This is a genomic window from Peribacillus sp. Bi134, from assembly GCF_918698065.1.
Lineage (GTDB): Bacteria > Bacillota > Bacilli > Bacillales > DSM-1321 > Peribacillus.
Genome location: NZ_CAKKLN010000008.1, coordinates 181,974 through 194,638, shown reverse-complemented (window position 1 = coordinate 194,638; position 12,665 = coordinate 181,974). Strand labels below are relative to the sequence as shown.

The window sequence follows — 12,665 nt, the reverse complement described above, 5'->3', positions numbered from 1 at the left end:
AAGGTTTTTAAACGTAATGTCCCTTTTGTTATTATTATAATACCACATATCCTATTCGGAAATAAAGAAGAATGATTCTAATCTAGTAAAATATATAAAGTGCATCCTAACCAAATATTCAGCCGCTATTGAGAAATACCATTCAAATTGAATAATAAAAGAAGTAGTCCAGATAATAAACTATACTAAATAACTGAAGCAGGCATTTTCTCCTTAAACAAGGCCAACGAAATGAAGACAAGGAAAAGCATGATGCTGATCATATAGAAAAAATTCCCGCCTTGTATATGTTCAATGACAAGGCCGCCAAAAAACGGACCGCTGATGCTGCCGAGGCTAAAGAAGATACTGCATAATAAATTTCCAGCAGGTAATAGGTTTCGAGGCAAAAGGTCTGCCATATAACTGATTCCCAGCGAGAAAGTCGAACCAACCATCATTCCGCCAAACATAAAGCAAATGAAAAGACCAAGCACTGAATAAGAATAAATCCCTGCAAGAGTGAATATGGCAAACCCGGAAAAAAGTATCGTCAGCAAGGTCTTTCGCCGGCCAAAACGGTCACTTATCATCCCCAAGGGAATCTGGGTAAGCAGGGTCCCCGCGGAAAATGCCGGGATGATGATGGATACTGCGGTTAAATCGATTCCGGAGCGCAGGGCGAATACAGGGAAATTGCTATTCAATGATGCTTCAAGCACGCCAAATGTGAACGGAAGTAAAAAAGCGACCCAAGCTATGCGGCTAACTTTCGTAAACCTTTTGAGTGTGCCAAAGAATGATGTGTTTTCAGAATCATCCTGTTCAGGGAGCTCATTTCCAATAAGGAAAACAGTGGACCAAGCTAGAAGGCTAAGTATGGATGTGATGATGAAAGGTAAAGACTGATTAATCTCGAGAAGCTTCGTCATCATCGGGCCAACCATGAACCCAAGACTGAAGAAAAGTCCATAAATGGCAAGATTCCTTCCGCGCTTCGTTTTTGGTGAAATGGCAGTGATCCATGTCTGGGTAGCAAAGTGAAGTGTATGATCGCCGATTCCAATGAAGAAACGCAGGACGAACCAAAACCAGAATGATTTCCAAACAGGAAATAATGCAAGCGATAGAATGACCGTTATACCGCCAAATAATATCAAAGGCTTATAGCCGTATTTACGGAGCGGGGCTTCCATAAAAGGAGAAATCAACAGAATTCCAAGATAAAGCGAGGCTGCATGAAACCCGTTTAGGGATGAGCTAATTCCGTCATTTTCAAAAATGATGGCAATGATCGGCAGAAGCATCCCTTGAGAAAACCCCGATATGCCGACAATTAAGATTAAAACGCTAAAAAGCAATTTATTATTCATAAAATCAAGTCTCCTAGAAATGTATACCTTCTTGATGTTACATCTTAGGAAGAGGATTAAGCAATAGAAATTTGGGTAAATATTGACAAGAAGAGAGAGGATGATAAAATTTTCCTTTGTCATCTCCCGAAGATTATGTATGATAGTTTTTGTTACATAAAGGAATTATAGGATTGTGAGGAGAAGTATCGTGAATAAAATATTTTTTGGGCTTGTCCTGTTAGGCGTCCCTATATCAGTCATTGGGTCATTAGTGCATTGGCCGAGCGTGATCATGTTCATCGTATATTGCTTAACCATCGTTGCGCTAGCAGGATTCATGGGCCGTGCGACTGAAAGCTTAGCGATCGTTATGGGACCAAGGATTGGCGGTCTCTTGAATGCAACCTTTGGAAATGCAGTGGAATTGATCATATCCATCTTTTCATTAAAGGCGGGGCTTGTGGGGGTCGTGTTGGCTTCTTTAACTGGTTCCGTATTAGGAAACTTATTGTTGGTGGCAGGACTTTCATTCTTTGTCGGAGGGACTAAATACAAACGGCAGAAATTTAATGTATTCGATGCGAGGCATAATGCCGGTCTATTGATTTTTGCAGTTATTGTAGCCTTCGTCATACCGGAAGTATTCACACAAGATATGAGTGAATCACGTACGATGTCGTTAAGTGTAGGAATTAGCATTATTTTGATCTTATTATATCTTGCTGCATTATTCTTTAAATTGGTTACTCACCGTGGGGTATATCAGCATACGGAGAAACCCGAGGAACATGAAGAGGAAGTACCGGAGTGGAGCAGGAAAAAGGCAATTATTATACTTGCTGCCGCTACATTGGCCGTTGCGTATGTATCGGAGAAACTTGTTCATACGTTCAGCGAGGTGGGGGAAACCTTCGGATGGTCGGAGTTATTCATAGGTGTCATTATCGTTGCAATCGTGGGTAACGCGGCAGAGCATGCGTCAGCCGTCATAATGGCCTATAAAAACAAAATGGATGTCGCAGTGGAAATTGCCGTTGGTTCCACACTTCAAGTAGCGATGTTCGTAGCTCCTGTACTCGTACTTATTTCATTAATGTATCCAACTCATATGCCGCTTGTTTTCACAATGCCAGAACTGATATCAATGGTTACAGCAGTCTTTCTGATGATCATGATTTCGAATGACGGGGAAACGAACTGGTTTGAAGGCCTTACCTTATTGGCCGCTTACTTCATCATGGGAATTGGATTTTACTTATTATAAGAAATGCAGGCCTTCCGATGCGGGAGGTCTTTCTTTTTATATAATTCAAAAATAAAAATGACTCTGCTCAGGTTAGATTTAGCAGAGTCATTTCTATATTAGTAAATTACCATTCATAAGTCATTCCAAAATTTTTCATCATGCTTTTGTAAAAGTTGAGAAATATTCTAGAGTGTCACACCATCCTTTTACATCAGATTTAAGTATAGGCGAATTCGTTTTCTGTCATCCTTTAAAAGGGTGTCATGGATTGTTCGATAAGCATACCTCCTGAAGGTTTAATAGGTATGAACGATTTCGCCTCCTTTTTATAATGTAAAATAAGTATAACCGATTTAAATAAAAAAGTAAATATTCTGAACTTTACAAATTCATTACAAAATCGAAATAAGAATGAAATGTATAGAATGTTAGCTAAAAACAAAATCTATAACAAAATGATTGAACCCCTCAAAAGGAGTGCGACAGCATGAGAAGAACTATTCTTATTACGATGATTGCCCTAATTGCCTTTATTCAGGCGAATGTAAGTTTTGCAGCTGATATTCCAGAAGGCAAAGCAAATCCGAATATGGTGAAAATCCCACCTTCCGTTTTGAATATTGCAAAGGAGAATACGTATCCGAACCCAACCCAGGATCTTCCGATGCTGCAGCCGAGTAAGTTGGCCGAACAATTGATCGATTCGTCGGATATCAAGATTGAAAATCCAGAACTCATCCATATGTTGAATGAATCGGCAATTGCAAAAGCTCCGCTTGCTTTTGGTTACAGGGCGACGATTTACCTTGGCCATTGGGCATTGAATTATGAGTCTTCGGAATCGGCGCCAAACTGGGAGTACCAAAAAATCAATACGAATTACTACGATAATCGCGGCGGTGAGGTTCCATACAGGATCCGTTATGTCCAGGAAAGTCAAAAGGCAGTGAGTGGCGGTCTTACAGCGAAAATCCCTAAGGCAGAGGATGTTCAAAAGATGATGCTGTTAAAAGCCACTGAGAAAACGAATTTGCCGTTGGCTTTTGAAACGATCATCGGAGCTGGTACAAAAAAAGATGAAGTATACAATGTTGCTTCTAATAGGATAGGTTACTTATCCAGTTATGCTTCCGCCGTCAATGAAAAAGGGAAGATCACATATGGGGAAGTGTATTTGAACTTAAAAGGAAGTAAAAGAACCATTACGATAAAGAACATCACTTCACAAGGCATCGGTGCATGGATACCGGTTCAGGACCATGTTTCCTTCAGCTTTACAGTCTCGCAACAACCCAGGTAAATTGAAAAACTCGCCGGAATGGCGAGTTTTTTTTCTTCATATGGTTGACTTCCTGATCCTGAAGTCCTCCTTCGGGTAGTATGCATTTTTGACGAGAACATTCGGGCCTAGGCATTTGACTGCCGGACAATGGCAATTCAATTCATTGGCGAGTTTCGAATTCATCCATGTTTCATAGGATTCGGTCAAAGGTTGGTCTTTGATATTCCCTAATGTAGGCGCGTCACCGAAATCGGTCACGATCACTTCCCCGGTAAAAATATTGATGTTCAACCGGGAACGTCCATCAGGGTCATTACGAACAGTTACTTTATGTGAACCATAAAGGCGTTGAAGCAGCTTTATATCCTCTTTACTGTTATTGCAAGGATAAAATGGCAGGGTACCGAAAAGCATCCAAACATTTTCATCACGGATATCAAGCAAATGATGAATCGCTTCACGCATTTTGTCCAATGATAAAGTTTCAAGTGCCGAAGCGAAATCGCTTGGATACATCGGATGAATTTCGTGCCTTTGACATCCCATTTCATCGACAATCTGTCTGTGAATATGCTCAAGATGCGGCAATGTCCGTTTATTAAGCATCGTTTCTGCAGAAACCAGCACACCAGCCTTGGTCAGGGCACGGGAATTTTCAATCATTTTATCGAATAATTTCTTTCGCTGTTCCCGAGATGGTTTTCGGTCCATCATGGCAAAGCCGATATCAATGAATTCATCGATCGTTCCCCAGTTATGTGAAATGTGCAGAACATCCAAATAAGGAATGATTTCATCATACCGTTCCAGGTCAAGGGTCAAATTGGAATTGATTTGTGTCCGGACCCCGCGGCTACGGGCATATTTCAATAGAGGCAAAACATAATTCTTCACTTGTTTTCTTGAAAGCATCGGCTCCCCGCCAGTGATGCTGAGCGAGCGAAGCAAAGGGATTTCATCGAGGCGCTGAATCAATAATTCCAGTGGCAGTGCATCCGGGTCCTTGGGCTGGAGTGTGTAACCGACGGCACAATGCTCACAACGCATATTGCAAAGGGTGGTGGTGGTGAACTCCACATTGGTAAGGCTGAGCTTTCCATATTGTTCAACGTCCATATATGCTTCCCAAGGGTCATACTTGGGTGTAATTGGTGTTAAAAGATCTTGCTTGATTATTGACATATTTAAAACTCCTTACGTAATAATGCACTAACCCATTATGAACAATGGGGACAAAAAATGTCAAATGGCGGAGAGTGCATTTATAGCTTGCCATTGCACTTTCAAGCAGATTTCGTTACGATGAAAGAAGAACGGAAGGAGAGTGCCTCATGGGAAAATCCATTACAGGTAAAAACGAACAATTAACATACTTAAAAGAACGCCTCACGATGTTCATGGAAGTTCTTGATCATATCGAACCCGAAAATACGGAGTTGGAAGATATAGACCGTTTGATCGGCATGTTAGATGATTTGGAAGGCAAAGTGGAACAATTCAAAACCCGCGAAGATTAATATCTGTTTCGATAGTATGACTTTTTCAATGTTAATATTCATGAAGGGATGACGGGAATACTGCGTCATCCTTTTTTTAATGGAAATGATTGGTGATTAAATTTAATTCATGGGTTATTTCTGGCGGGTTTGCTCATTTCTCTCCAAATTGCTTTTCATTATGAAAAATAATTACTTGTTTTCGAAAGATTATGTTAGATGTATAATAAAACGGGTGTTGTATCATTCGCTATTTATAGAGAAGCAGGGAAATGATTAAATCTAGGGGAAATAAGAGGGGGAAGAGAAATTTGGATATTCAAAAATTCCAAGAAAGTATGTACAGTCTTATCGTTGAAACTTCAACGAATCTTCCAAAGGATGTTCGTCGTGCGGTCAAAAGTGCAAAACAACGTGAAAATGCAGGTACTCGTTCTGCATTGAGCCTGACCACTATCACGAATAATATTACAATGGCTGACGACAATGTATCACCGATTTGTCAGGATACTGGTCTGCCGACTTTCAAAATAAAAACTCCAGTTGGCGTGAACCAACTTGAAATAAAAAAAGCAATCCGGAATGCGATCATCTTAGCGACAAAGGGCGGAAAACTTCGTCCAAACGCAGTTGACTCTTTATCGGGTGAAAATAGCGGGGATAACCTTGGGGAAGGTCTTCCTGTCATTAAATTCGATCAATGGGAAAAAGACTATATTGATGTTCGTCTTATCTTAAAAGGCGGCGGCTGTGAAAATAAAAACATCCAATACAGTCTGCCTATGGAGCTTGAAGGATTGGGAAAAGCGGGCCGTGATTTGGACGGAATCCGTAAATGTGTCCTTCACTCTGTCTACCAAGCACAAGGACAAGGCTGCAGTGCCGGCTTCATCGGAGTTGGTATCGGAGGGGACCGTTCATCCGGATATGATCTGGCTAAGGCTCAACTTTTCCGCAGTAATGAAGATGTGAATCCGAATGAAGACCTTCGTAAACTTGAAGATTACATCATGGATACAGCTAATGAATTGGGAATCGGCACGATGGGCTTTGGCGGCGAAACTACGTTGCTTGGATGTAAAATCGGTGTCATGCACCGTATTCCGGCAAGCTTTTTCGTCTCCGTTGCTTACAATTGCTGGGCGTTCCGCCGTTTAGGAGTGAAAGTCAATCCGGAAACAGGCGAAATCAATGAGTGGTTATATCAAGAAGGGGAGAAAATCGACTTTGCTTTGGAAGCAGAAAAAGCAGCGAAGGATGAAGTGGCAGCCGCTGCAGAATCGGATGTTGAAGCTTCCCGTGAAATCACCCTGCAAGCACCAATCACGGAAGAACAAATCCGTGAATTAAAAGTTGGTGACGTCGTTCATATTAACGGCAGAATGTATACAGGCCGTGACGCCATCCACAAGCACTTATCTGAAAATCCTGCACCAATCGACCTAGATGGACAAATCATCTATCACTGTGGACCGGTTATGCTGAAGGACGAAGAAGGCAAATGGCATGTAAAGGCTGCCGGACCGACAACAAGTATTCGTGAAGAACCATACCAAGGCGATATCATGAAACGATTCGGCATCCGTGCAGTTATCGGTAAAGGCGGAATGGGACCAAAAACACTAGAAGCACTAAGTGAGCACGGCGGCGTTTATCTAAATGCAATCGGCGGGGCTGCTCAATATTATGCAGACTGCATCAAATCCGTCGAAGGTGTGAACTTCACTGAATTTGGTATTCCAGAAGCAATGTGGCATCTGAATGTTGAAGGATTTACTGCCGTGGTTACCATGGATTCACATGGAAACAGCCTGCATAAAGACGTTCAGCAATCTTCATTGGAAAAATTGGCGCAATTCAAAGAACCAGTATTTAAATAAATGTATGCAAAAGACGCTCGCCAAACGGTGAGCGTCTTTTGCATAGCTTACTCCTCTATTTCCGGCAGTGGATCGATCCTTGATGCATCCTCTAAATTCAATCCACTTTTCACAAAATGAACAAACACTCCACCACCTAAACCAAGACAACCAACAAAGCCTAAAGTGATAACCCATTCCAGCATTTCATTCCCCCCCTGCTAATGTATATGAAAAAAAGGCGAAAATTACCTCAAAAAAGTACAATCTTTTGGAAAGGTCGCACATACATTAGAAGAGAAAGGGGGGATTTTCATGCAGAATAACTACTTCTTATTCTTTATGGCCATGCTAACCGGTTTTGCTTTCATCAAACTTCCTGTGGCAAACACGATTTTCTCCGGACTTGAAACATTCCTTGACGTAATCGGAATTGTAATCGTTCTCATTTTCGCTATCGCCATTATTTGGAAGGCGGCACAAGCGCTATTTAAAGGATAAACAAAACATGGAGGGCCAATCCTTTTCGGAGGAGAGGCCCTTTTTTGCGTCTGATTATAGACACTAACGAACTAATTCGGCCTCCGGGGCGTTTATTTGATCCAGAGCGAAATTTATACGGCTCAAGAGCGAAAAATCGACCTGTGGCGAGACCAATTCGCCCTAAATCGGCAGAAATTCGACCTACGGAGCAAAAAATTCGACCTATGGCGGCAGAAATTCGACCTACGGAGCAAAAAATTCGACCTACGGCGGCAGAAATTCGACCTACGGAGCGAAAAAATCGACCTACAACGAGATCAATTCGACCTTCACAATATCATGCATATAAATCTCCATGTTCCAAACAATAAGAAAAAAGAACATGGGGGATATTCCAATGAAAAAAATGGTGATTTTATCCGCTTTTATTTGCTTGATATGCTCTTTGGCAAGCCCGGCTTTTGCAGAATCCTATAACTGGGGTTTCAATAAAGGAAAAAATGGGACACCTGCCGATGCCGGTAAAAAATTCAATGAAATGCTGCCTGAATATGAAGCGATTTATAAGGGGGATACAAAGAAAAAAGTCGTTTATTTAACATTTGATAACGGTTATGAAAATGGCTATACGGCCCAAATTTTAGATGTCCTGAAGAAACATGGTGCTCCTGGAGCTTTTTTTGTCACGGGTCATTATTTAAAAACGGCACCTGAGCTTGTTGTCCGTATGGCTAATGAGGGGCATATCGTAGGAAACCATTCATGGAACCATCCGGATATGACCAGCGTGACGGACGATGTGATTCGCACGGAGCTTGAGCGGGTAAAAGAAGCAACGGAAAAATTAACGGGGCAAAAGGAAATGAACTACTTAAGACCGCCTCGTGGGGTATTTAATGAAAGAACGATGAGGATCGCAAAAAAAGAAGGATATTACCACATCTTCTGGTCACTGGCATATAGAGACTGGATTGTTGATCAACAAAAGGGTGCCGCGTTCGCACACGATGAAGTGCTTAAGCAGATTCATCCCGGTGCGATATTATTATTGCATACCGTATCGAAGGATAATGCGGATGCTTTGGACTCGATTCTGACGGATCTTGAAAAACAGGGGTATGCTTTCGGTAGCCTTGATGATTTAATGATTGAGAAGCAGTTGCCGAACCGAATGCTTTATTAAAGTGAGAAGCGGGTCCTGTAGAGATAATTCAGGTCCCGCTTTTATCCATTCTCCTCAATTTCAAGTAATGTTTCAGGAAACATGCTATAATACGTGGAAAACTGCTAAAGGATGGATCGCTTGTGTGGACAGAAAAATTACAGGTTCAAGGACCCTATAATTTCGATCTAGTTCTCGAACGATTATCGTTAGACCCACTTCAGGTAGTTGATTTCACTAACAGGACGGTAAAAGTTCCGCTATATATAGAAAATGAACCAATCGTTTTGCAGGTTCAAGCAATAGGAAATATCGATGAACCATCTTTTATCATCAAAGGTCATTCAGAGGTATACAAGTCAAAAGCGATCGAACGGTTAAAAAAGGTCTTTCATTGGCATCAGCCATTAGAAGGCGTTTCCAGGCATTTCCGGGAATCCGATTTGCGTGAAATCTTCGAAGAGCACCGCGGTACTGCCATAGTCTTGGACTTCGATTACTACAGTTGCCTCGTTAAATGCATCATACATCAGCAATTGAACTTATCCTTTGCCCATACGCTTACGGAACGATTCGTTAAAACCTTCGGCTACCAGATGGAAGGTGCCTGGTTTTATCCGACGCCGGAAACAACCGCCCAACTAAAAATCGAGCAATTGAGAGCCATTCAATTCAGCGGCCGGAAAGCGGAATACGTCATCGGACTTTCCGAGCAGGTCATTCAGGGCCATCTCAACCTTGATATAATGGAAAAGCTATCCGATCAAGAGGTTATGGATACACTAATAAAAATACGCGGTATCGGTAGATGGACGGCTGAAAACTTCCTGCTTTTTGGACTTGGCCGGCCGAACCTATTTCCTAAAGCCGATATTGGCATTCAAAATGCCTTGAAAATATTATATGGCTTACCGCAAAAGCCAACCCAAGAAGAAATGGAGTCCTATAGTGAGAAATGGGCTCCATATCTAAGCTACGCTTCCCTCTATTTGTGGAGAAGCATTGAAAAACGGAGTGAAAAGAAATGACAAACATTCAAGATACAAAACTGGAAGTGGATCAAACCCTTCCCCTTACGATTAAACGGCTTGGCATTAATGGAGAGGGAGTCGGTTATTTCAAAAAGAAAGTCGTCTTCGTCCCAGGAGCATTGCCTGGTGAAGAAATTGTAGCTTTGGTCACAAAGGTGCAGCCAAACTTCACCGAGGCGAAAATAAAAACCATCCGTAAAGAATCACCGCATCGCATTGCAGCGCCATGTCCGGTTTACGCTGAATGCGGCGGATGTCAGTTACAGCATTTAAGCTATGACCAGCAGCTTATCGAAAAGCGCGATATCGTCATTCAAGCGATGGAGCGCCATTCGAAATTCCCGGTTTCTTCATTAAATGTAAAAGAAACGATCGGTATGGAAGATCCTTGGAATTACCGCAATAAAAGTCAGTACCAAGTCGGCCAAAAAGATGGTAAATTGATTGCTGGCCTTTACGGCTTGAATTCACATAATCTGATCGATATCCCGAATTGCCTTGTACAGCATAAGGCAACAAATAAGGTAACACGAACAGTGAAAAAGATTCTAAAGAACCTGAACATCTCAATATATAACGAAAGAAAAAGAAAAGGTGTTATTCGTACGGTCATTACACGGGTAGGCTTTGAAACAGGTGAAGTGCAGGTTGTCCTTGTTACAGGTGCGGAGGAAATTCCACAAAAAGATCAGTTGCTAAAACAAATTCGGGACCAATTGCCAGAAGTGAAATCGGTCGTTCAAAACATCAACAACCGAAACACATCACTGATATTTGGCGAAAAAACGATTCACCTGGCAGGCGAAAAAGTCATCAACGAAACATTGGGTGACCTATCATACGAACTATCAGCGCGTACATTCTTCCAGCTTAACCCCGTTCAAACTGTTCGCTTATATGATGAAGTGAAAAAAGCGGCAGCCTTAACCGGCACGGAAAAAGTGGTTGACGCTTATTGCGGTGTAGGAACCATTGGTCTATGGCTGTCTGAAAATGCCAAGGAAGTCAGAGGAATGGATGTCATTAAAGAATCCATCGAGGACGCCAAGAAAAATGCTGAAAAACATAAACGCGACAATGTATACTATGAAACAGGCAAGGCCGAGAATATCCTTCCACGCTGGACCAAAGAAGGCTGGAAACCGGACGTACTTGTCGTCGACCCGCCAAGATCAGGCTGTGACCAATCATTACTGCAGACAATCTTGAAAGTAAAACCGAAAACCATAGTGTACGTATCATGCAACCCTTCCACTTTGGCCAAGGACTTACAAGAACTGAGCACTTCTTATCGCGTTGAGGCCATACAGCCTGTGGATATGTTCCCGCAGACGAGCCATGTAGAGTGTGTCTCGCAACTCATACTAAAAGAAGGAAACTAACGAATCGCTAGTTGCTTTTGTATATAGTTTTTACACTGATGTAAATGGATAAATATATTGGAATCATGTATTGAATAAAATACTGATTTTCTGAGAACATGTTTCTATTAAAACATGTTCTCCTATTTTTTATTCTTCTTCATAATGTAATTCTGGTGGGTTTGAGCTGTAAATGCGTTTTGGGTATTCAAGTCCGCCGTCAATTCCATTCGGACAGATTTTCCTTAAAATAAACATTGCCGATTTTCACAAATTATAAATGTCCAAAATGTACTTGTGTTTGATAAGGAGTTATTAAGCATGATATAAGTGTAAAAGAAGTGGAGCACTTGGCTTTTATATTTTTTGACCGAGAGTTTGAAGTTGTATCCATAGTGAGAGGATTTGAGTTTGAAATGATAGATAATTTTTGGCGTGATTTACCACGACCATTTTTTGTACTTGCACCAATGGAAGATGTGACAGATGTTGTTTTTCGTCACGTAGTAAGTGAAGCCGGTCGACCGGATGTATTTTTCACAGAGTTTACAAACTCGGATAGCTATTGCCATCCAGAGGGCATGAAAAGTGTGCGTGGCCGTTTGACTTTTACAGAAGATGAGCAGCCAATGGTGGCACATATTTGGGGGGATAATCCCGAATATTTCCGTCAAATGAGTGTTGGCATGGCAGAGCTAGGATTTAAGGGCATCGATATTAATATGGGCTGCCCTGTACCGAATGTGGCATCGAGAGGGAAAGGTAGTGGCCTAATTCTGCGTCCAGACGTGGCGGCAGAACTTATTCAAGCAGCAAAAGCGGGCGGACTGCCTGTCAGCGTGAAAACACGACTTGGCTATAATGATGTAAATGAGTGGGAGGAGTGGCTGACGCAAATTTTAAAACAGGATATTGCGAACCTTTCCATTCATTTACGTACAAGAAAGGAAATGAGCCAAGTAGATGCGCATTGGGAGCTAATTCCGGAAATCAAAAAATTACGTGACCGTATCGCACCAAATACGCTACTAACAATCAATGGAGACATTCCTGATCGTCAAACTGGACTGCAGCTTGCTGAACAATATGGTATTGATGGCGTTATGATCGGGCGAGGAATTTTTAAAAATCCTTTTGCTTTTGAAAAAGAGCCAAAAGAGCATAGCAGTAAAGAATACCTTGATCTTTTAAGATTGCAGCTCGATCTTCAAGATCAATATGCGGAAGTACTACCACGTTCAATCACAGGGCTTCATCGCTTTTTCAAAATTTATGTCAAAGGATTCCGTGGAGCTGGTGAATTAAGAAATCAATTGATGAACACGAAATCAACAGATGAAGTGCGTGCATTGCTTGATAACTTTGGAAAAGAATGTTGATGGGAGCAATAAGCAGAGTGATCCGGGAATCT

General features: G+C 41.7%; 12 protein-coding genes. 9 read left to right on the top strand and 3 right to left on the bottom strand.

Features of this window, described 5'->3' with window-relative positions; translation table 11 throughout:
- Positions 1 to 185 precede the first annotated feature (185 nt).
- Positions 186 to 1,352 (bottom strand): MFS transporter, encoded by a 1,167-nt coding sequence (locus tag LQ188_RS19275; RefSeq protein WP_101224877.1) that lies wholly within the window; start codon positions 1,350 to 1,352, stop codon positions 186 to 188.
- 187 nt (positions 1,353 to 1,539) lie between these two features.
- Here LQ188_RS19275 and cax point away from each other — a divergent pair, with 187 nt between their 5' ends.
- Positions 1,540 to 2,598: a calcium/proton exchanger gene (gene cax, locus LQ188_RS19270; RefSeq protein ID WP_230177963.1), complete on the top strand. Its 1,059-nt coding sequence runs from the start codon at positions 1,540 to 1,542 to the stop codon at positions 2,596 to 2,598.
- A gap of 469 nt (positions 2,599 to 3,067) precedes the next feature.
- Positions 3,068 to 3,880: a YfkD famly protein gene (locus tag LQ188_RS19265; protein WP_230177840.1), complete on the top strand. Its 813-nt coding sequence runs from the start codon at positions 3,068 to 3,070 to the stop codon at positions 3,878 to 3,880.
- Between the two features lie 36 nt (positions 3,881 to 3,916).
- On the opposite strand, the gene yfkAB is transcribed toward LQ188_RS19265, so the two are convergent.
- On the bottom strand, positions 3,917 to 5,044 hold the full coding sequence (gene yfkAB / locus LQ188_RS19260) for a radical SAM/CxCxxxxC motif protein YfkAB (RefSeq protein ID WP_230177839.1): 1,128 nt from the start codon (positions 5,042 to 5,044) through the stop codon (positions 3,917 to 3,919).
- Between the two features lie 149 nt (positions 5,045 to 5,193).
- On the opposite strand from yfkAB, the gene LQ188_RS19255 reads away from it, so the two are divergent.
- A complete protein-coding gene (locus LQ188_RS19255) occupies positions 5,194 to 5,379 on the top strand; it encodes an SE1561 family protein (protein ID WP_101224874.1) in 186 nt (61 codons plus the stop codon).
- A 290-nt stretch (positions 5,380 to 5,669) separates the two neighbouring features.
- Positions 5,670 to 7,238: a fumarate hydratase gene (locus LQ188_RS19250; protein WP_101224873.1), complete on the top strand. Its 1,569-nt coding sequence runs from the start codon at positions 5,670 to 5,672 to the stop codon at positions 7,236 to 7,238.
- A gap of 47 nt (positions 7,239 to 7,285) precedes the next feature.
- On the opposite strand, the gene LQ188_RS19245 is transcribed toward LQ188_RS19250, so the two are convergent.
- Positions 7,286 to 7,423 (bottom strand): hypothetical protein, encoded by a 138-nt coding sequence (locus LQ188_RS19245; protein ID WP_230177838.1) that lies wholly within the window; start codon positions 7,421 to 7,423, stop codon positions 7,286 to 7,288.
- Between the two features lie 109 nt (positions 7,424 to 7,532).
- Between LQ188_RS19245 and LQ188_RS19240 the strand changes: the two genes are divergently transcribed.
- The 5 genes from LQ188_RS19240 to LQ188_RS19220 all read left to right on the top strand — a co-directional run bounded on the left by LQ188_RS19240 (position 7,533) and on the right by LQ188_RS19220 (position 12,633).
- Entirely contained in the window at positions 7,533 to 7,718 is a 186-nt protein-coding gene (locus LQ188_RS19240) for a hypothetical protein (protein ID WP_101224872.1), read from the top strand.
- 388 nt (positions 7,719 to 8,106) lie between these two features.
- Entirely contained in the window at positions 8,107 to 8,883 is a 777-nt protein-coding gene (gene pdaA / locus LQ188_RS19235) for a delta-lactam-biosynthetic de-N-acetylase (RefSeq protein ID WP_230177962.1), read from the top strand.
- Between the two features lie 122 nt (positions 8,884 to 9,005).
- On the top strand, positions 9,006 to 9,890 hold the full coding sequence (locus tag LQ188_RS19230; RefSeq protein WP_230177837.1) for a DNA-3-methyladenine glycosylase: 885 nt from the start codon (positions 9,006 to 9,008) through the stop codon (positions 9,888 to 9,890).
- Positions 9,887 to 11,275, top strand: coding sequence for a 23S rRNA (uracil(1939)-C(5))-methyltransferase RlmD (gene rlmD / locus LQ188_RS19225; protein WP_230177836.1), 1,389 nt, complete (start codon positions 9,887 to 9,889; stop codon positions 11,273 to 11,275). The genes LQ188_RS19230 and rlmD overlap by 4 nt, the downstream gene beginning before the upstream one ends.
- Positions 11,276 to 11,670: 395 nt before the next feature.
- Entirely contained in the window at positions 11,671 to 12,633 is a 963-nt protein-coding gene (locus LQ188_RS19220) for a tRNA-dihydrouridine synthase (protein ID WP_101225034.1), read from the top strand.
- Positions 12,634 to 12,665 lie beyond the last annotated feature (32 nt).

Coding starts and splice junctions, on each gene's coding strand:
- LQ188_RS19275 (WP_101224877.1), bottom strand. CDS start 1,352: ATGAATAATAAATTGCTTTTTAGCGTTTTAATCTTAATTGTCGGCATA.
- LQ188_RS19265 (WP_230177840.1), top strand. CDS start 3,068: ATGAGAAGAACTATTCTTATTACGATGATTGCCCTAATTGCCTTTATT.
- yfkAB (WP_230177839.1), bottom strand. CDS start 5,044: ATGTCAATAATCAAGCAAGATCTTTTAACACCAATTACACCCAAGTAT.
- LQ188_RS19255 (WP_101224874.1), top strand. CDS start 5,194: ATGGGAAAATCCATTACAGGTAAAAACGAACAATTAACATACTTAAAA.
- LQ188_RS19245 (WP_230177838.1), bottom strand. CDS start 7,423: ATGCTGGAATGGGTTATCACTTTAGGCTTTGTTGGTTGTCTTGGTTTA.
- LQ188_RS19240 (WP_101224872.1), top strand. CDS start 7,533: ATGCAGAATAACTACTTCTTATTCTTTATGGCCATGCTAACCGGTTTT.
- pdaA (WP_230177962.1), top strand. CDS start 8,107: ATGGTGATTTTATCCGCTTTTATTTGCTTGATATGCTCTTTGGCAAGC.
- rlmD (WP_230177836.1), top strand. CDS start 9,887: ATGACAAACATTCAAGATACAAAACTGGAAGTGGATCAAACCCTTCCC.
- LQ188_RS19220 (WP_101225034.1), top strand. CDS start 11,671: ATGATAGATAATTTTTGGCGTGATTTACCACGACCATTTTTTGTACTT.